Consider the following 18,444-nt stretch of genomic DNA (forward strand, 5'->3'; position numbering starts at 1 on the left):
TGCAGCGCCGGATTTGACCCCGCGCGTCATCCCCAATACCAGCATCATCATTCAGGTCGCTTTTGACGCGCCGCGCGTCGTCGTGAGCGAAGCTGCCAGAAATTCCCATGCGCATTGTAACTCTCAAGGAGACCCCCATGGCCAACTGCATCATCGTCTACTGGCGCGACATTCCAGCCCAGGTGATCGTCAAGAAGGGACGGGCTTCCGCCAAGCGGGAGCTGACCCTCAGATTCACCGAGGCCATCGACATGTGCGCCATGCGGACCGGTGCGGCCGAGACCGATGACTATCTGGCCGACTGGCGCCGTGCCGATCCGGTGGAAGTCTCCGATGATCTTGAAGCCGAAGCCGAACGGGCCGCGGCGGAACTGGAAACAGCCTATGACAAGGAACGCCTGGTGGCGCTGGTCAAGGGCGGAGGCAGGGAGAGCCATGGCTGACCAACCGACCACACCGACGCAGGCAAGCCTGAACAAGAAGGCGGTCCAGAAGACCGCCTACAAGCCCTCGGGCGTGTCCGCCACCGGCCGCAATGCCCGCAGCTTTGCCGTCCGGCTCTGGGCGGTGCGCCATGCGCGCGGGCTCGAGTGGTTCTACGGCCGCTTTGCGGACCTGTTCCTGCGCCTGCACCCGGTCTGGAAGGCGGTCGGCTACCAGCGCGCCGAGAAGCCGGTCAAGTTCATTGAGAAACACGTCAAGGGCTTCCTGTTCGACTGCCGCATGTGCGGCCAGTGCGTGCTGTCCTCGACCGGCATGTCCTGCCCGATGAACTGCCCCAAACAATTGCGCAACGGCCCCTGCGGCGGCGTTCGCGCCAATGGCAATTGCGAGGTCGAACCCGACATGCCCTGCGTCTGGGTGCAGGCCTGGAGCGGATCGCAGAAAATGGTCGAGAACCAGGCCATCCTCGCCGTGCAGAAGCCGGTTGACCAGTCCTTGCGCGAAACCTCGTCCTGGTTGCGGGTGACCGCCCAGGCAGCCGCCCTTGCCGAAGCCGCCAAACCCACGGAGCCCGCATGAGCACGTCCGACGTCAATCCCGCCGGCATCGACCTGCCGCTCGATCCGCTGCCCGGCCACTCCTCCCGCGGCCGGCTGGAGCGCGTGCTGCGCCGCGGCGAATTTGCCGTCACCACCGAACTCAACCCGCCCGACAGCGCCGATCCGGAAGACGTCTACAACCGCGCCGCCATTTTCGATGGCTGGGTCGACGGCATCAATGCGGTCGACGCCTCGGGCGCCAATTGCCACATGTCCTCTGTCGGCATCTGCGCCCTGCTCACCCGCATCGGCTATGCGCCGATCATGCAGATCGCCTGCCGCGACCGCAACCGCATCGCCATCCAGGGCGACGTGCTCGGCGGCGCCGCCATGGGCGTCGGCAATATCCTGTGCCTGACCGGCGACGGGGTTCAGGCCGGTGACCAGCCCGGCGCCAAGCCCGTCTTCGATCTCGACTGCATGTCGCTGCTCGAGACCATCCGCATCATGCGCGACAATGGAAAATTTCTCTCCGGACGCAAGCTGACGACACCGCCGCAGGTGTTCCTCGGCGCCGCCATCAATCCATTTGCACCGCCCTATGATTTCCGCCCGCACCGTCTGGCCAAGAAGATCGCCGCCGGCGCCCAGTTCGTCCAGAGCCAGTATTGCTACGACGTGCCGATGTTCCAGCGATACATGCAGCAGGTGCGCGACATGGGGCTTCACGAGGAGTGCTTCATTCTCTGCGGCGTCGGGCCTCTGGCCTCCGCCCGCACCGCCAAATGGATGCGCGCCAATGTGCCCGGCGTTCACATTCCCGATCACATCATTGCCCGTCTGGAAGGTGCTGCCGACCAGAAAGCCGAAGGCAAGCAGATCTGCATCGACATCATCAATGAGGTCAAGGAAATCGACGGGGTCTCCGGCATTCATGTTATGGCCTACCGGCAGGAAGAGTTCGTTGCCGAGATCGTCCATGATTCGGGCGTGCTCAAGGGCCGCAAGCCCTGGCGCAAGGAACCCAACCCTGCCAATGAACTCGCCGATTTGCACCAGGAGGAAGCTCGCGACACGTCGCGCATGACCCCGCATGTCATGGCCGGCGTTGCCGCCGACAGCGGCGACTAGCCCGGACGCGACGGCTTGATCTTCACTCAGAAAACAGCATAATGACATAAGCAAATCTTTATGTCTTCACCGAAGGACCGAATATGACCCGCACCATCGTCGCCTCAGCCACAAGAGAAGTGATCATCGGCTTTGATCAGCCCTTCTGCGTCATCGGCGAGCGCATCAACCCGACCGGCCGCAAGAAGCTTGCCGCCGAGATGATTGCCGGCAATTTCGAGACCGTGATCAAGGACGCGCTGGAACAGGTCGCCGCCGGTGCCACGATGCTGGACGTCAATGCCGGCGTCACCTCGGTCAACCCGAACGAGACCGAGCCCGGCCTTCTGGTGCAGACCATGGAAATCGTCCAGGGCCTGGTCGATGTGCCGCTGTCGATCGACAGTTCGGTCACCGCCGCGATTGAAGCTGCCTTGAAGATCGCCAAGGGCCGCCCGCTGGTCAATTCGGTCACCGGCGAGGAAGAAAAGCTCGAAGCGATTTTGCCGCTGTGCAAGAAATACGACGTACCGGTGGTGGCGATCTCCAACGACGAGACCGGCATTTCCATGGATCCCGATGTCCGCTTCGCCGTCGCCAAGAAGATTGTCGAACGCGCCATGGATTATGGCATCAAGCCCTGCGACATCGTCGTCGACCCGCTGGTCATGCCGATCGGCGCGCTTGGCGATGCCGGACGCCAGGTCTTCTCGCTGCTCTACCGGTTGCGCAACGAACTCAAGGTCAACACCACCTGCGGCCTCTCCAACATCTCCTTCGGCCTGCCGCACCGTCACGGCATCAATGCCGGCTTCATCCCGATGGTCATCGGCGCCGGCATGACCAGCGCCATCATGAACCCCTGCCGTCCGCAGGAAATGGAAGCCGTGCGCGCGGCCAATGTGTTGAACGGCACCGACCCCAACTGCACCAACTGGATCAAGACCTACAAGGACTACCAGTCCCATGTCGCAGGCTCCGCCCCTGCCCCGCAGGCCGCTTCGGCCGGTGAAGGCGGCCGCCGCCGCGGCGGACGCGCTGCCCGGTCCGGCGGTGGCGCCTGATCTTGCAATGACCACGGACGCACCGCCCCCTCGCCTGACGGGAAGCGGGGCGGGGGTGGGATCGGAAGAGCAGTACTCATCCAGTTCACACCACCGTGCGACCAGACTGCCACCCGGATCAGCTTCGCTGCGCTCCCTTCTCTGACCTCCCCTCAAGGGGGAGGTGAAAGGCTCCTGCCATGACCGACCATCTTGTTCTGTTCATGCCATCAGGCAAACGCGGCCGCTTTGCCACCGATACGCCCGTGCTCGATGCCGCGCGGCAACTGGGTGTGCATGTGGAAAGCGTCTGTGGCGGTCGCGGCATCTGCGGTCGCTGCCAGGTCGATGTCCAGGAGGGCGTGTTTGCCAAGCACGGCATCACCTCGTCCAACCAGCACATTTCGCCCTTTGGCGGCAACGAAGTGCGCTATGCCGAAAAACGTGACCTGAAACCCGGCCGCCGGCTGTCCTGCTCGGCAAAAATCCTCGGCGATCTGGTCATCGACATCCCGCAGGACGCGGTGGTCAACGCCCAGGTTGTGCGCAAGGATTCCGACGGCCGCGTCATCGAGCGCAACCCGGCAATCCAGATGTGCTATGTCGAGATCGAAGAGCCCGACATGCACAAGCCATTGGGCGACCTCGACCGCCTGCTGATGGCGATCGAGGCCGACTGGGGTTACAAGACCCTGCAGATCGACACCTATCTGCTTGGCGAAGTGCAAAAGATCCTGCGCAAGGGCGACTGGAAAGTCACCGCCGCCATACATGAACCGGTCGAGGGCGGACAGGCGACGCTGGTGGCGCTGTATCCGGGCCTCAAGAACGAAGCCTATGGCATTGCCTGCGACATCGGCTCCACCACCATCGCCATGCATTTGTCCTCGCTCTTGTCGGGCCGCACACTGGCGTCCTCGGGCACCTCCAATCCGCAGATCCGCTTCGGCGAGGATCTGATGAGCCGGGTCTCCTATGTGATGATGAACCCGGAAGGCCGCGAAGGCATGACCAATGCCGTGCGCGAGGCGCTCAACGGCTTGATCGACAATGTCTGCAAGCAGGGCGAGATCGACCGCGCCGACATTCTCGACGCTGTCTTTGTCGGCAACCCGATCATGCATCATCTGTTTCTCGGCATCGATCCCACCGAACTCGGCGGCGCGCCCTTTGCGCTCGCCGTCTCCGGTGCGGTCAATATCAAGTCCTCCGAGATCGACATCCCGCTCAATCCCGGCGCCCGGGTCTACATGTTGCCCTGCATTGCCGGCCATGTCGGCGCCGATGCGGCGGCCGCGACGCTGACCGAAGGTCCACACCGCCAGGAGGAGATGATGCTGCTCGTCGATGTCGGCACCAATGCCGAAATCGTGCTGGGCAATTCCACCCGCACCGTCGCCGCCTCCTCGCCCACTGGCCCCGCCTTCGAGGGCGCGGAGATTTCCTGCGGCCAGCGCGCCGCCCCCGGCGCCATCGAACGCATCCGCATCGATCCACTCACGTTGGAACCGCGCTACCGCGTCATCGGCATCGAGCCCTGGTCGGATGAGCCGGGCTTTGAGGAACAGGCCAAAAAGGTCGGCGTCACCGGCGTCTGCGGCTCCGGTATCATCGAGATCATCGCCGAAATGTATCTCGCCGGCATCATCACCGAAGACGGCGTCATCAATGGCGATCTGGCTGCACAGAATCCGCGCATCATCTCCACCGGCCGCACCTTCTCCTATCTCTTGAAGGAAGCCGAACCCAAGCTGATGGTGACACAGACCGATGTCCGCGCCATCCAGCTGGCAAAGGCTGCCCTTTATGCCGGCGTCAAATTGCTGATGGACAAGCAGGGCATCGACCATGTCGACCGCATCGGGCTCGCCGGCGCCTTCGGCTCCTTCATCGATCCCAAATATGCGCTCGTGCTCGGGCTTGTGCCCGATTGCGATCTCGACAAGGTCAAGGCTGTCGGCAATGCCGCCGGCACCGGCGCCCGCATGGCGCTGCTCAACCGCGCGCATCGCCGCGAGATCGAACTGACCGTCACCCGCATCGAGAAGATCGAAACCGCGCTGGAGCCGAAATTCCAGCAGCATTTCGTCAACGCCATGGCCTTTCCCAACAAGGTCGACGCCTTCCCCAGACTCACCGAAGTGGTCAAGCTGCCGGAGCGTTCGATGCACACCGATGCCGCAGCCGGCATCGAACCCGGCGCCGGACGCCGCCGCGGCGGACGGCGCAACCGCGACTGAAGCCGCGCTTCAGCCTTTACCCGAATCGAAGTTGGGTCTAGGGCGGTGATCATGGTCTCCCTCATCCGCTCTCCCCTGTTTCTGGTGCTGGCCCTCTGGGCCGCGGGGCTGGGCGCTGCCACGCAATTTGCCAAGATCGTCGTCATCTTCCCGGAACTGCAGGCCTTTTATGGTGAGACGGGCGCGGTATCGGGCTATCTCGTCTCGCTGATCTCAGTCGTCGGCATGCTGCTGGGGCTGGTGGCCGGCGTCATCGGCATCCAGATCGGCATCCGCCGCCTGCTCTTGTCGGGCCTGGTGCTCGGCGCCCTTGTGTCTGCCTGGCAGGCAACCCTGCCCGGCTTCGAGTGGATGCTGGCAAGCCGCCTGCTCGAAGGCCTGTCGCATCTGGCCATCGTTGTCGCCGCCCCGACGCTGATCGCGCAGCTGACCACGCCGCGCTATCAGGGCATGGCGCTGACGCTGTGGGGCACCTTTTTCGGCGTCGCCTTTGCCGCTGTCGCGCTCACCGCTCCGATGATTGTGCAAAGCTTCGGGCTGGGCGGTCTGCCGGCACTGCACGCGGCCTGCATGGCGATCATCGCGGCGCTGCTGGCGCTGGCCTTGCCGCGGCCCGGCCGGCGCGACATGTCGCCCTGGCCGTCGCTGGCCGACATCGCCCGTCGTCATATCGCAGCCTATTCCTCGCCCTTCATCGCAGCCCCTGCGCTGGGCTGGATGTTTTACACGCTGACATTCGTCTCCATGCTCGCCATCCTGCCGACCATGCTCGAGCCGGCGCAGCGCGCCTTTGTCACTGCCGCCATGCCGCTTGCCAGCATCGCCTCGTCCATGACCCTTGGCAACCTGATGCTCAGGCACATGGCAGCGGTCAGCGTCATCGTCACCGGTTTTGCAACGGCCATCGTGCTGGTGGTGGTGTTCCTGCTCACCGGACCTGGCGCCATGCTGTTCATCGCGCTCTTTGCCGCCCTGGGGCTGGTGCAGGGCGCCAGCTTCGCCGCCGTGCCAGAGCTCAATGCAGGCTTGCCCGACCGGGCGCTGGCCAATGGCGCCATTGCCCAGACCGGCAATATCGGCAATGCGCTCGGCACCCCGGCCCTGCTCGCCGTCGCCGCGACAGGCTCGGCCGCCGGCCTGCCTGCCATGCTGATCATCTGCTATGCCGGCGCCATTCTGGCGCATCTGGCCATGGCGCGAAGCCGCAAGCGGAGCCAGCGGAATCCGGCCTGATCGGCAGGATCGCGAGGCCGCCGTACACCCTTCGGCACCGGGCTAGTCGCCAAATGTTCCGGTCTGCCGGAACCGCTCGAAGCCCGCGCGAAAATGATCGCTGAGCGCGCAGACCGGCGCGGAGGGATCAGCCGCCACCTTGAGCAGCAATTGATACTCTCCCGGCGCCGGCAGTCCGCAATCCTCGTCAAGGATCTGGATATCCGAACCGATGAAACTCCGGCCCACCGGTGCGATGGCAAGATCGGACAGGATCGCTGCCCGCTGCCCGGCCATATGCGAGGTCATGAACGCCACCCGGTAGGACCTTTTCACCTTTTCCAGCGACGAAAGGGCCCTTTCCCGCCAGACACAGCCTTCATCCCACATCGACAACGGCACCGGATCCATCAGATAGGCCTGCCCGCCCTTGGCCCCGGCCCAGACGATATCGTCTGTCATCACGATCTCTCCCGGATCGGGTGTATGGTCCTTCATGCAGCTGATCAGGGCAATGTCGATATGTCCCGAGTTAAAGCGCTTGAGCAGGCTGGAAGACTGGTCGATCACCACATCGACGACCACCGAGGGGTGCGACTTGGCAAATTGCTTAAGCACGCTCGGCAACACCGCCTCGCCGTAATCAGATGGCGAGCCGATCCGCACCACGCCGGTGACCTCTGAGGTGACAAACCGCGAAATCGCTTCGCGGTTGAGCGCGATCAGCCGACGGGCATAGCCGAGCAGCACTTCGCCATCATGGGTCAACGAAACATTGCGCGCGTCCCGCAGGAACACCGACACGCCCAGCTGCTCTTCAAGCCGCTTGATCTGCATCGACACCGCCGACGGCGTACGGAAGATCCGCGCGGCGGCAGCGGTGAAGCTTCCGGTCTCGGCAATGGCGACGAAACTGCGCAGGACATCCGGGTCCAGCATCAGCAGCGGGTGAGTGATCGGCGCGTTCATATCGTTCAATTCCGTTGATCGCAAAGGTCAATTCATTTCGTTTGATTGAATCATGCAACGCGACGATGCTGTTGTCAATCCAGTCTGACTGGGCAACACGGAAACAGGAGATACGATCATGTTCGGTTTCACGCAGATACTACGCCATGCCCGCCAATGGCAGGCCGACCGCAAGCGGACTGCCATGCAAGCCATGTTCGAGAAGCTCCCGCTGGAGCTGCAGAAGGACATCGGATGGCCGGCCGCCCGCGATCTGGGCCGCCCCCGCACCGCCCGTCACGATGTCCATGCCCGCCCGACGCTGTTGTGACTGCGGGCCCATGTCGCAAGCCGAGAAATTTCGCTTCGATACCAGTGACAAGCGGTGAAATTTATGGCCTGATCGCGACATGGGCCTCTTGGGGGCCGCGCAAGGGATTTGGGCATGTCCTCACCAAGCAAGCAAAAACGGTCGATCGTCTTTTTCATGGTTCCGGATTTTTCGATGATCGCCTTCTCGATGGCAATCGAACCATTGCGGCTGGCCAACCGGATGCTGGGCTATGACTGCTACAAGTGGCGCCTGACCTCGCATGATGGCGAGCCGGTGACGGCGTCGAACCGTGTCCAGGTCGCAGCCGACACCTCGCTTGCCGATGAACGCCGCAGCCTGTCGGGCGAGAACCGGCCGACCATGGTATTCGTCTGCTCGGGCGTCAATGTCGAACGCTTCACCAACAAGTCGGTGCTGGCCTGGCTGCGCGAGGAGCACAATCGCGGCGTCGCCGTCGGCGGCCTGTGCACCGGCGCCCATATCCTGGCCATGGCCGGACTGCTGTCCGGCCGGCGCTGCGCCATCCACTGGGAAAACATGCCCGGCTTCGCCGAAGCCTTCCCCAAGGCCAATGTCTTTGCCGATCTCTATGAAATCGACGGCTCGATCCACACCTGCGCCGGCGGCACCGCCGCGCTCGACATGATGCTGAGCCTGATCGGCGAGGACCATGACGAAACACTGGTCAACCGCATCTGCGAGATGGCGCTGACCGACAGGGTCCGCAACGCGCATGACCGCCAGCGGCTGCCGCTGCGCGCCCGTCTCGGCGTGCAGAACGCCAAGGTTCTCTCGATCATCGAGCTGATGGAAGCAAACCTGTCCGAACCCCTGTCGCTGATCGAGATCGCCGATGACGCCGGGTTGTCGCGCCGCCAGATCGAACGCCTGTTCCGCCAGGAGATGGGCCGCTCGCCGGCGCGCTATTATCTCGAGATCAGGCTCGACCGGGCCCGGCATCTCCTGATCCAGTCGCCGATGCCGGTGGTCGAGGTGGCGGTTGCCTGCGGTTTCGTGTCCGCATCGCATTTTTCCAAGTGCTACCGCGAACTCTACAACCGCTCGCCGCAGCAGGAGCGCGCCGACCGCAAGCAGTATCTCACCGCGGCCTGATCTGCCCGAACGGGTTTCCATTGAGCGTTTGGGACCGGATTGGCGGCAGCGGGGCCGTGTCCCCAAAGCGTGTTCCGGAAACCGGATTTCGGAACACACACGCGCCAAATCAGGATCTTAGGCACATCGCATACGATTGAATGCAACGTGCTTTGGCTTCACGCGACGGCGCGGACGGCCAGATCGGATTCGGAAAAGACGCAATTGCGCCCCGCACTTTTCGCCATGTACAGGAACTGGTCGGCGGCATTGAGATAATTGTCGAAGCTTTCCTTGTCGGCAATCTCGGCAAGACCGATCGATGCGGTCACCTTGACGATGCCGTCATCGGTCTTGATCGGCAGCACCTCGATCGCATGACGCAGAAACTCGCAGAAGCGCCGGGCATCGGCAAAGCTGCAATCCGAGATCAGGATACCGAACTCCTCGCCGCCCATGCGCGACAGCAGATGGCTGTGTCCGCAATATTTGTTGAGCTGCCGGGCAACGGCCTTGAGCACGACATCGCCGACCTCGTGGCCATAGGTGTCATTGACCAGCTTGAAATGGTCGATATCGACAATCGCCAGCGCCTGTCCGCGCCCCTGCTTGCGGTTCAGTGCCACCTTGCGCGGACCGTCTTCGAAGAAATGCCGGCGATTATAGGTTCCGGTCAGATAGTCCCGGGCCGCCAGTTCCCGCAGCCTGCGGATCTGGCTGGAAATCTCGATGTTCTGGGCAACCCGCCAGCGCAATTCCTCGATCACCAGCGGCTGGATCAGGAAATCGCTGGCTCCGGCGCGCAGGAACTGTCCGGCCAGGGTCCGGTCTTCAAGCGTCGAGACGCCGACAATCCGCATGTCCTCGAGTTCACTGCGGTTGCGGATCTGCTCCACCAGCTTCAGGCCGTTCATTTCCGGCATCAGATAGTTGATGATGGCCAGATCGAAATCCTGGCTCTCTTCCAGCACCTCCAGCGCCACCCTGCCGCTGGCAACCGCGGTGACCCGGTAAAGCTGACGCTGCATCTGTTCGCTCAGCATCTCCCGCATCGAGGCCGAGTGATCGACAACCAGCACATGGGCGTCGCGATTGGAAAGAATGCGGATTGTCGCCTTGATCAGTTTGTCGATCGCATCATGGCCGTCCTTGAGCACATAATCGGCGATATGCCTGGCGAAAACCTGCTTGCGCCTGATATCCGCGACGGTCGATGTGAAAAGCACGGCCGGTACATCCTTGGCCGACACAAGGTCCAGCGCCTCGCCTGACGGGGCACTTGGCAGATTGAGATCCACCAGCGCCAGCGCGAATTTTTCCGGATTGTCCTCCAGCGCGGAAGCGAGCAATTCCAGCGTTTCGCAGCTCGTCACGGTCATTCCGAGCTGTTCAAGACGTTGCCGCACGACAGCCGTACAGGCCTGCGAGATCCTCGACCAGCAGGATTTCCAGTCCCTTGAAGCTGGCATCAGAATCTCTGGCTTTGTCTTGTTTTCTGAATGGCACGCGAGATATCCGCAAAATCGTAAACTCGGAACCGATTATTAGTTTGCAGGCTTCTCCATTTCGTTAACGAGCCAAAATGCAGCGCAAACAACTTCCCGGCAAAATTGCAATTCAAGGCACAAGACCAAGTCGAATCTAGCGGTCGTCAAACATCCATTGCCGCTGTTCCCAGATTTTTTCACCGATCAGACAGTCATGCGAGGCCGATATCGGAGAAAAAGACTGGCCCGGCAGTGCCTGGGCCGGAATGACTTGGTGCGGAAGGTCAGGCGCAGCCCCGATCTCCAGAACCAGCTTGCGGCGGATAGCTTCGGGAAACTGTTCCCAACTGTTGACCGGCACCAGAAAACTGCCCGGCCCGCCGATCACGCAGTCGGCGTAATAGCTGTCGAGATCGGCGATGTTGAAGCCGCCCCCCGGACCGTCGCGCGTCATCAGCGGCAGGCCGTTGATGACGATCCGCTGCGACAGCGCGATCTGCCGCGCCTCCAGAACCGGCGCGCCCTGATTGTTCGGCCCGTCTCCCGACACGTCGATAACCTTGCGAAACCCGTCATACGGTGCCGCCTCCATCCGCTGCACCGCGTGCAGGATCGCCCCGGAAATCGATGTGCGCCGCTGCGCCACGGGTCTGGACGCCCGCACGATCTCCGAAAGCCGGTCCGCATCCGCGCCGGTCTCGATCAGCGTCCAGTCAAACACCTGGCGGATTGCGCTGGTCCCGGCCCATTCGAACATGGTGATGGCGATACGGCCATAAGCGCCCTGGGCCACGGCGCGGACCACGTCGGGGTGATTGAGCGCCGCAGCATAGCCTTCGCGCTGGATCTCGAGCTCCCGCACCGACATGGAGCGCGACACATCGACCGCCAGCACCAGCGCGACATCGACCGGCTCACGCGCCTGTGCGCCGGTGTCGAACGCCAGCAAGGCTGCGGTCGCCAGAACTGCCTTGATCCAGTCTGCCATGACACAATTTAGCATGACAGAATGGAAGCTCGAAACTGAATTTCTGTCCAGTTCAGCGTGGTAACGCTTCTGCACTGTACTGCGCTGCGAAATCGGCTGTCGGCGGAATCGGCTTGATCACATCGATCAAGGTGCCGGACGGGTCTTGCGCGATGAAATGGCGCTGTCCGAACGCCTCGTCACACAAGTGTTTGAGGACGGTCCACCCTTCAGCCAGAGCCCGGCCATAGACCGCATCAACATCGTCGACCTCGAAATTCAGGATCACGCCGGTGTGAGTCCGGTCACTTGACGGGATCGTCGCGTGGCCTTGCTCCAGAACCGCCAGATTGACCTGAGGGTCCACTTTCGAACGCAAGTGCACGTACCAATCGGACTCGAATGCCGGCTCGAAATCGAGATGCCGGATGTAAAAGTCACTGGTCTCCGCCACCTTGGGCGTGATCAGAACGGGATAGTAGCTTGTGAATTTCATGACTTGCTCCTTCATCGAAACAGACATACAGTTTGTATGTAAGTGATATTTACATACAGGCTGTTTGTATGAATAACAAGATCAAAATGTCGAATGAGGATCGCTCAACCACCACCCGCCGCGCCTTGATCGGGGCTGCGCGTGAACTGTTCCTTCAAATGGGATATGCTGAAGCCAGCACGCCGGAACTGGTCAAGGCTGCCGGAGTCACCCGCGGTGCGCTCTATCACCATTTCGAGGACAAGAAGGCAGTGTTTCGGGCGGTGGTCGAAAACGAGCTGTCCGAAGTTGCCGAGGCCATACGCAACTCGGCCAAGGCCCCCGAAACTGCTATGGCGGGACTCAAGAGCGGTACCCGGGCCTATCTCGATGCAATGCAGATCCCCGGCCGCGCACATCTGTTGCTTGTCGAAGGCCCGGCCGCGCTCGGCATTGAAACCATGAAGCAGATCAATGACATCAGCACGGGGCAAACCCTGCGCGAGGGCCTTGAAACAGCCATGGCCTCCGGAGAGATACGCACCGTACCGCTGTCGGCCCTTGCAACGCTGCTGGATGCTGCCTTTGACCGCGCAGCGCTCGATATTGCCGGTGGCGGCTCCCCGGAGGACATCGACACGGCACTCACTGCACTGCTCGATGGCCTGGCCACAACGAGCTAGCGCGGCAACCGAATCTGCACCGCGCCGCTCTCGTGGGGCGGAGCAGCCCTCAGATGGGCAAGGTGGAGATCAGCTCCGCGGCTTGAGGTTCTCCGGATCGTAGAGCGGCTTGTAGCCGACGGCTGCGACATCCACCGGATAGGTCTCGCTGAAATATTCGACATTCAGCCTGCGCCCGACCTGGCAATATTCCCACGGCAGATAGGCCAGCGCGATGTTCTTGCCGATGGTCGGCCCATAGGCGACGGATGTGGTGTAGGAGATGCGGCCGAGTTCGTCGACGAGCGTCTTGCCGGTCTCCGGATCGATCACCGGCATGGCGCCGACGGGATAGCGGGCGACGCCCTTGCTGTCGGTGTTCTCGGCCATCACCAGCGTGCACAGCATGGCCGGCTGATGCTCACGCGCCTTGTATTCGAGGTGTTTGGCCTTGCCGCGGAAATCAGCTTCCTTGACCTTGGGACGGGCGAGATCAGCTTCAATCAGGTTGTATTGGGTCAAGAGGTCGCCATTTTGCAGCCGCAAGCTCTTTTCCATGCGGCGCGAATTGGCATAGGTCTCCACCCCGAAAGCCATGACGCCGGTAGCCCGCAGCGCGTCCCAGACAGCCAGGCCATCCTCATATTTCATGTGCAGCTCCCACCCCTGCTCGCCGACATAGGACAGGCGGAAGGCGGAGACGGTCTTGCCGGCGATGACGACCGGCTTGATCGCGGCAAAGGCGAAATTTTCGATATCCAGGCCGTCCGGATCGGCCACCACCTTTTTCAGTGTCTGGCGGGCATTCGGGCCCCAGATGCCGATGGTGGTATAGGCCTCGGAGACGTCGGTGATGGTGACGTCAAAGCCCTTGTCCTCGGCCATGCGGCGCATGTAGTGGAAGTCGCGCGGACCGGCATCGGCCCCGTTGATCAAACGGCAGCGGTCGGCCATGCGGATCACCGTGAAGTCGGCGCGGACCATGCCCTCGTCATCGAGGAAGTGTGTGTAGATGCCCTTGCCGATATTGCCGTCGCCGCCGATCTTCGCCGCGCACAGCCATTCCATCAGCGCCACATGATCGGGCCCCTCGATGTCGACCATGTGGAAATGACTGAGATTGACGATGCCGCAATCCTCGCTCATCGCCAGATGTTCGGCATTGGAGACGCGCCAGAAATGGCGGTTGTCCCATTCATTGGCACGCACCGGCACCCGGTCGCCGTATTTTTCCAGCAGATGTTCATTGGCCGCATAGCCATGGGCCCGCTCCCAGCCGCCAAGCTCCATGAAATGGCCGCCGAGCTCGACCTCGCGGTCATGGAAGGGCGAACGCTTGACGCCGCGGCCCGAGGCATAGGGCTCGCGCGGATGGATCGCCGGGAAATAGATCTTCTGCGCCGCCTCGCGGCAGCGGCCCGCGATGAAGTCCTCGGTCATCTGGTGCGGGTAGAACCGGGCGTAATCGATCGAGTTGTGATCGATTTCGGTGCGGCCATCGGTCATCCAGTCGGCGATCAGCTTGCCGTAGCCCGGCGCGTCCTTGACCCAGATGGCCACGCAATACCACAGCCCGCGCACCTTCTGGCTTTCGCCGCAGGAAGCGCCGCCGGCGGCTGAAACCTGCAGCAGGCCGTTGAAGGAATGGCCTTCATTGTAGCCCAGCTCGCCAAGGATCGGCGTCAGCTCCATGGCGCGCTCGAGCGGTTCGATGATCTGTTCCATGTCGAGATCGCGCTGCGAGGGAGACAGCCGCGCCTCGTTCTTCTCGAGAATGTCGCGGGGGTGGCACAGCCGCGGCTCGTCGGTCTCGTAATAGCCCCACTCGATCTGGCCGCCCTCGGCGGTCTTCGGGTCACCGGTGTCGCGCATATAGGCCGAATTGCCCTGGTCACGCATCAACGGCCAGCCGATATCCTTGCCGGAGCCCTCGAACTCGTTATAGGGGCCGAAAAAGGTCAGCGGATGGTCGACCGGCATGACCGGCAGATCCTCGCCCACCATTTCGGCGATCAGACGGCCCCAGATGCCGGCACAGACGATGACATGATCGGCCATGATGGTGCCGCGATGGGTGACGACGCCCTTGATCCGGCCGCCCTCGACGATCAGCGACTGCGCCGGCGTATTGGCGAAGACATTGAGCTTGCCGGTCTTCTCGGCCGCATCGACGAGCTTGCCGGCAACCGTCTGCGAGCGCGGAATCACCAGACCGGCATCCGGGTCCCACAGGGCGCCGGCAACCATGTCTTCCTCGACCAGCGGGAATTTTTCCTTCACCTCTGCCGGACCGATGAAGCTGGCGCGGGTGCCGAAGGCCTTGCCGGAGGAGATCTTGCGCTTGATTTCCTCCATCCAGGCATCGTCGCCGGCGCGGACAATTTCCAGGCCGCCGATGCGCGCGTAATGGCCCATCTTCTCGAAGAAATCGATCGAGTATTGCGTGGTCCAGACCGAGAGATAGTCGTGGGAAGTGGTGTAGCAAAAGTCCGAGGCATGCGCCGTCGATCCGATATCGGTCGGCACGCCGGACTTGTCGATTCCGACAATGTCGTCCCAGCCACGCTCGATGAGGTGGTGCGCGATGGAGGCACCGACAATGCCGCCCACACCGATGATGACGACCTTTGCCTGCTTCGGGAACTCTGCCATTTTCGTCTACCCTGATTGCGCCTGGAGCAGAATTTAGGATCTCGCGGAACAAAACCAGAGCCTGTCTACGACATTATAGCCATGCTGCACGACCAGTGGATGGTTGATGCACGCACGCCCGGGCCCCGACCGGAACGGCAAAGGGCGCGATCCTTTGAGATCGCGCCCCTGTATCACTGGCAGCGTTTCCGGCTGCCCTACTTGATCACGGCACTGCCGTTGACAATCTCGATGCTTTCGCTGCCGGCAAGCGTTTCGCGATCGCCGGACGGCATGGTCACGAAACAGCCCGAGGGGCAGAAATTCACTGTTGCGCCGGCTTCGATCACCAGATCGATCTTGTTGCCGCCTTCGGTGACGATCAGCACCTGGGACTGATCGTCTTTGTTGGTGACATTGGCTGCGCTCGCGCCGCCGATCATCGCCAAACTCACTGCAAACCCGATTAGCATGGTCTTCATGGGCTACCGGCGAACTGATCGCCGCTCCTTGTTGAAACACTGTCGGACCCGTCTTGGCCCGGTATGGATGAATGTCTAGCACTGCGAAACTGAATGCAGTCTGAACGCAGGATTGTCACCGGTCGCTGCCTGCGGGTCCGGACCCGTCTCCCATCGTATCCTGCCCGGCCCGTGTCGGCCTGCGCCGCTTGGCCGGTTTGTCTTGAGCCGCTTCCGGATCAGCCGCAACATCCGATGGCCTGGATGGTTCGGCAAGCTTGGCCTTCCGCTCCATCAGCTTCTCGCTCAGCACCGTCAGCGGTTCGTCCTGATCGCCAAGCTTGATGTTGAGATCGCGCTGCGGGAACGGAATTTCAATCCCCTCGGCCTTCAGGCGCTCGAAAATGCGCAGGCGCAATTCGGTCCGCACGGTCATGCCGTTGAGCACGTCGGCGATATGCGCCTTGACCTCGAAATCCAGCGAGGAATCGCCGAAATTGATAAAGAACACGCCAGGCGCCGGAAAGTTCAGCACCAGATCGTGTCCGCGCACCACCTCCTCGAGGATTTCGAGGACGCGTCGCGGATCGGCGTCATAGCTGACGCCCACCGGCACATCGACGCGGCCCATCTTGTTGCGGTGGGTCCAGTTGCCGACCGGCGCATTGATCAGTTCCGAATTGGGCACGATGATCGACTGCCGCGAGAAGGTCTCGATCTCGGTGGCGCGGACCGAGATCTTCTTGACGAAACCCTCCGTCGACCCTGTCACCACCCAGTCGCCGACCTTGAACGGCCGTTCGGCAAGCAGGATCAGGCCCGAGACGAAATTGCTGACGATGTTCTGCAGCCCGAAACCAATGCCCAGCGACAGGGCACCGGCAACCAGAGCCAGGCTTGAAAGGTCGATGCCGGCTGCGGAAATGCCGATCAGGCCCGCGACCGCGACGCCGAGATAGCCGACGCCGATCTTGATCGAGTTGCGCACCCCGGATTCCATGCCGCCGCGCGCCATCACGCTGCTGTCGAGCCAGCGCTGGAACCAGCGCGTGGCCAGCAGGCCGACGATGAACAGCAGGATGCCGAAAAGGATCCCGACCAGCGAAATGGTGATGCCGCCGATGCGGATCTCGGTCATGATCCGGTAGAACCAGAGCTCGATATCCTGGACCTGGAAGCCCCACAGCAACAGGATCATCGGCACGCCGAGCAGCAGCACCATCAGGTTGATCAACAGGCCCGCCGCCAGCCCGGTGCGGTCTAGCGTGACATGGCCCGGATGGTACCGGGCCTCGATCCGCCGCCCGACCACGGTATGGGCGAATGCCCCCTCTTCCGAGATCGCGCGCGCAGACAGGTAGCCGATATACATCGTCGTCAAAATGGCGCCGGTGACCACGATCTGGGTGGCGGCAAAGCGGGCCAGTCCGACATAGCCCAGGGCCGCCGTCGCCATCAGCCCCAGGCCGGCGACCAGCAACGTTGCCGAGATCACCCGCGGCCAGGGCCGGCCGGGATCGGCGGGATCACCGGAAGCGGCGACCACCGGCTTGCCCATGGCCATGGCAATCAGGATCAGCGCCATCAGGAACACCGAGATGATGCCCTTGAACACCGTCAGCACCACCGGGGATCCGAGTGACTGGCTGAGCTGGTCCTCGACGAAATCGAAACCGTTGACGAACACCATCGCCACCACCAGCAGGTAGAGTGCGCGGGCGCCGCCATTGGAAATATTGACCAGGCGCCAGGCCGGCATGTTCGGCGCCAGAATGCCGCGTGCCAGCTTGCTGACAAAGAAGATCGCCACCATGATCGCCAGCGTGCTGGACACCACCGGGGCGATGTCGCCGCGCAGGATCGCAAAACTCTCGAGCAGCCCGTAGATTGTCGCCGCCAGCGCCGTCATCGCGATCGTCGGAATGACGGTGGCCCAGAAGGCGACCGACAGCCGGCTTGTGTAAGACGGGTCCTCATCGGTCGGATCGCGGTCGAGCAGCCCGCCGAACAGGCGGTAGGCTCCCGGCAGGAACACCAGTGCCGCAAGCAGCGAGAAGAAGATGCAGCCCAGCAGCGCCTGCCATTTGAAGGTCCAGACGAATTTCGCCCACGACCCGTAGGTCCGCACCAGATCGGTCCATTCGTCTTCCATCGCAACCAGCGACTGGGTCAGCATCAAGGGGCCAATTTCGGTGCGCTTGAACAGGGTGTTGGAAAACAGGTCGCGGCGCACTTCGGTGATCCTGTCGCCCAGATCACTTGCCTTGACCGACACCGCTTCGGCCCGGCCGGTGAGCGTGTTGATCAGCGCGCGCTCGTCGATGAGCCGGGCGCGTTCTGCAACAATGGCGTCCGGTTCGGCCGGCTCGCCTTCCGCCGGGGAGTTTCCGAGCTGCTCGATCCGGGCCTTGATTTCCGTCATCCGCGGCCGCAGCGAGACACCGATATCCAGCATGCTGCGCGCCAGGGCTTCAAGTTCGAGCTTGAGTTCGACCAGGGTGCTGTCGTTGTCAGCGTTTTCGTCGATGCGCCGGGCCAGCCGCGTGAGGTTTCCTTCCGCCGCGGCCAGTTCGGCCTCCGCCGCAATCACGGTCGGCGAGACAACAGCTGCAGCAGGAGCAGCCGCAGGCGCAACCTGCTGCTCCTCGGCCGGCACGACAGCGGGCGCCACGGTCTGGGAATGGGCGGCAAGTCCGGACCCGGCCAGCACCATGGCGGCCAGCAGGGCGGCTTTCAACCAGTCAAAGCGCATGAAATCCCCATCCGGTTGCGAAGTCTCGGTCTTCTTTAGAGCAGTTC

16 protein-coding genes are annotated in these 18,444 nt (G+C 62.5%); 9 read left to right on the forward strand and 7 right to left on the reverse strand.

Going from position 1 to position 18,444, the window contains the following annotated elements:
• The first annotated feature begins 137 nt into the window (after positions 1 to 137).
• The 6 genes from OEG82_RS18125 (at position 138) to OEG82_RS18150 (ending at position 6,609) form a co-directional block, all read left to right on the forward strand.
• Complete coding sequence (locus OEG82_RS18125; RefSeq protein WP_267614996.1) at positions 138 to 443, forward strand: virulence factor; 306 nt, start codon at positions 138 to 140, stop codon at positions 441 to 443.
• On the forward strand, positions 436 to 1,023 hold the full coding sequence (locus tag OEG82_RS18130; protein WP_267613783.1) for a methylenetetrahydrofolate reductase C-terminal domain-containing protein: 588 nt from the start codon (positions 436 to 438) through the stop codon (positions 1,021 to 1,023). The genes OEG82_RS18125 and OEG82_RS18130 overlap by 8 nt, the downstream gene beginning before the upstream one ends.
• Positions 1,020 to 2,114 carry a methylenetetrahydrofolate reductase gene (locus OEG82_RS18135; RefSeq protein WP_324288961.1) on the forward strand — a complete coding sequence of 365 codons (1,095 nt, stop codon included), beginning with the start codon at positions 1,020 to 1,022 and terminating at the stop codon, positions 2,112 to 2,114. The genes OEG82_RS18130 and OEG82_RS18135 overlap by 4 nt, the downstream gene beginning before the upstream one ends.
• An 83-nt stretch (positions 2,115 to 2,197) precedes the next feature.
• The gene (locus OEG82_RS18140; protein WP_267613784.1) at positions 2,198 to 3,157 is read left to right on the forward strand and encodes a methyltetrahydrofolate cobalamin methyltransferase; all 960 of its coding nucleotides are present in this window, start codon (positions 2,198 to 2,200) and stop codon (positions 3,155 to 3,157) included.
• Between the two features lie 179 nt (positions 3,158 to 3,336).
• On the forward strand, positions 3,337 to 5,376 hold the full coding sequence (locus OEG82_RS18145) for an ASKHA domain-containing protein (protein ID WP_267613785.1): 2,040 nt from the start codon (positions 3,337 to 3,339) through the stop codon (positions 5,374 to 5,376).
• Positions 5,377 to 5,427: 51 nt separating this feature from the next.
• On the forward strand, positions 5,428 to 6,609 hold the full coding sequence (locus tag OEG82_RS18150) for an MFS transporter (RefSeq protein ID WP_267613786.1): 1,182 nt from the start codon (positions 5,428 to 5,430) through the stop codon (positions 6,607 to 6,609).
• A gap of 42 nt (positions 6,610 to 6,651) precedes the next feature.
• Here the strand turns inward: OEG82_RS18150 and OEG82_RS18155 are convergent, their stop codons facing one another.
• Positions 6,652 to 7,557 (reverse strand): LysR family transcriptional regulator, encoded by a 906-nt coding sequence (locus OEG82_RS18155; RefSeq protein ID WP_267613787.1) that lies wholly within the window; start codon positions 7,555 to 7,557, stop codon positions 6,652 to 6,654.
• A gap of 118 nt (positions 7,558 to 7,675) precedes the next feature.
• Between OEG82_RS18155 and OEG82_RS18160 the strand changes: the two genes are divergently transcribed.
• Both OEG82_RS18160 and OEG82_RS18165 read left to right on the forward strand, forming a co-directional pair.
• On the forward strand, positions 7,676 to 7,867 hold the full coding sequence (locus tag OEG82_RS18160; protein WP_267613788.1) for a hypothetical protein: 192 nt from the start codon (positions 7,676 to 7,678) through the stop codon (positions 7,865 to 7,867).
• A gap of 114 nt (positions 7,868 to 7,981) precedes the next feature.
• Positions 7,982 to 8,983 carry a GlxA family transcriptional regulator gene (locus OEG82_RS18165; protein WP_267613789.1) on the forward strand — a complete coding sequence of 334 codons (1,002 nt, stop codon included), beginning with the start codon at positions 7,982 to 7,984 and terminating at the stop codon, positions 8,981 to 8,983.
• 158 nt (positions 8,984 to 9,141) lie between these two features.
• Here OEG82_RS18165 and OEG82_RS18170 read toward each other — a convergent pair whose 3' ends face one another.
• The 3 genes from OEG82_RS18170 to OEG82_RS18180 all read right to left on the reverse strand — a co-directional run bounded on the left by OEG82_RS18170 (position 9,142) and on the right by OEG82_RS18180 (position 11,912).
• Positions 9,142 to 10,431 (reverse strand): GGDEF domain-containing response regulator, encoded by a 1,290-nt coding sequence (locus OEG82_RS18170; RefSeq protein WP_267613790.1) that lies wholly within the window; start codon positions 10,429 to 10,431, stop codon positions 9,142 to 9,144.
• Positions 10,432 to 10,603: 172 nt separating this feature from the next.
• Complete coding sequence (locus tag OEG82_RS18175) at positions 10,604 to 11,437, reverse strand: DUF1194 domain-containing protein (protein ID WP_267613791.1); 834 nt, start codon at positions 11,435 to 11,437, stop codon at positions 10,604 to 10,606.
• Between the two features lie 52 nt (positions 11,438 to 11,489).
• Complete coding sequence (locus tag OEG82_RS18180) at positions 11,490 to 11,912, reverse strand: VOC family protein (protein ID WP_267613792.1); 423 nt, start codon at positions 11,910 to 11,912, stop codon at positions 11,490 to 11,492.
• Positions 11,913 to 11,980: 68 nt separating this feature from the next.
• On the opposite strand from OEG82_RS18180, the gene OEG82_RS18185 reads away from it, so the two are divergent.
• The gene (locus OEG82_RS18185) at positions 11,981 to 12,574 is read left to right on the forward strand and encodes a TetR/AcrR family transcriptional regulator (RefSeq protein ID WP_267613793.1); all 594 of its coding nucleotides are present in this window, start codon (positions 11,981 to 11,983) and stop codon (positions 12,572 to 12,574) included.
• 69 nt (positions 12,575 to 12,643) lie between these two features.
• Here the strand turns inward: OEG82_RS18185 and OEG82_RS18190 are convergent, their stop codons facing one another.
• From OEG82_RS18190 to OEG82_RS18200, 3 genes are all read right to left on the reverse strand, one after another.
• Positions 12,644 to 15,205 carry a GcvT family protein gene (locus tag OEG82_RS18190; protein WP_267613794.1) on the reverse strand — a complete coding sequence of 854 codons (2,562 nt, stop codon included), beginning with the start codon at positions 15,203 to 15,205 and terminating at the stop codon, positions 12,644 to 12,646.
• Positions 15,206 to 15,402: 197 nt separating this feature from the next.
• On the reverse strand, positions 15,403 to 15,666 hold the full coding sequence (locus OEG82_RS18195) for a hypothetical protein (protein ID WP_267613795.1): 264 nt from the start codon (positions 15,664 to 15,666) through the stop codon (positions 15,403 to 15,405).
• Positions 15,667 to 15,781: 115 nt separating this feature from the next.
• Positions 15,782 to 18,397, reverse strand: a complete 2,616-nt coding sequence (locus tag OEG82_RS18200; protein WP_267613796.1) for a mechanosensitive ion channel family protein — start codon at positions 18,395 to 18,397, stop codon at positions 15,782 to 15,784.
• Positions 18,398 to 18,444: the final 47 nt, after the last annotated feature.

Origin of the sequence: Hoeflea ulvae (assembly GCF_026619435.1) — a bacterium.
In the GTDB taxonomy this organism is placed as follows: Bacteria; Pseudomonadota; Alphaproteobacteria; order Rhizobiales; family Rhizobiaceae; genus Hoeflea; species Hoeflea ulvae.

Bases quoted from the DNA above. Each gene is read 5' to 3' on its own strand.
- OEG82_RS18135 (WP_324288961.1), top strand. From the start codon at position 1,020: ATGAGCACGTCCGACGTCAATCCCGCCGGCATCGACCTGCCGCTCGAT.
- OEG82_RS18145 (WP_267613785.1), top strand. From the start codon at position 3,337: ATGACCGACCATCTTGTTCTGTTCATGCCATCAGGCAAACGCGGCCGC.
- OEG82_RS18150 (WP_267613786.1), top strand. From the start codon at position 5,428: ATGGTCTCCCTCATCCGCTCTCCCCTGTTTCTGGTGCTGGCCCTCTGG.
- OEG82_RS18170 (WP_267613790.1), bottom strand. From the start codon at position 10,431: ATGCCAGCTTCAAGGGACTGGAAATCCTGCTGGTCGAGGATCTCGCAG.
- OEG82_RS18155 (WP_267613787.1), bottom strand. From the start codon at position 7,557: ATGAACGCGCCGATCACTCACCCGCTGCTGATGCTGGACCCGGATGTC.
- OEG82_RS18195 (WP_267613795.1), bottom strand. From the start codon at position 15,666: ATGAAGACCATGCTAATCGGGTTTGCAGTGAGTTTGGCGATGATCGGC.
- OEG82_RS18160 (WP_267613788.1), top strand. From the start codon at position 7,676: ATGTTCGGTTTCACGCAGATACTACGCCATGCCCGCCAATGGCAGGCC.
- OEG82_RS18200 (WP_267613796.1), bottom strand. From the start codon at position 18,397: ATGCGCTTTGACTGGTTGAAAGCCGCCCTGCTGGCCGCCATGGTGCTG.
- OEG82_RS18190 (WP_267613794.1), bottom strand. From the start codon at position 15,205: ATGGCAGAGTTCCCGAAGCAGGCAAAGGTCGTCATCATCGGTGTGGGC.
- OEG82_RS18175 (WP_267613791.1), bottom strand. From the start codon at position 11,437: ATGGCAGACTGGATCAAGGCAGTTCTGGCGACCGCAGCCTTGCTGGCG.
- OEG82_RS18180 (WP_267613792.1), bottom strand. From the start codon at position 11,912: ATGAAATTCACAAGCTACTATCCCGTTCTGATCACGCCCAAGGTGGCG.
- OEG82_RS18140 (WP_267613784.1), top strand. From the start codon at position 2,198: ATGACCCGCACCATCGTCGCCTCAGCCACAAGAGAAGTGATCATCGGC.
- OEG82_RS18185 (WP_267613793.1), top strand. From the start codon at position 11,981: ATGAATAACAAGATCAAAATGTCGAATGAGGATCGCTCAACCACCACC.
- OEG82_RS18165 (WP_267613789.1), top strand. From the start codon at position 7,982: ATGTCCTCACCAAGCAAGCAAAAACGGTCGATCGTCTTTTTCATGGTT.
- OEG82_RS18130 (WP_267613783.1), top strand. From the start codon at position 436: ATGGCTGACCAACCGACCACACCGACGCAGGCAAGCCTGAACAAGAAG.
- OEG82_RS18125 (WP_267614996.1), top strand. From the start codon at position 138: ATGGCCAACTGCATCATCGTCTACTGGCGCGACATTCCAGCCCAGGTG.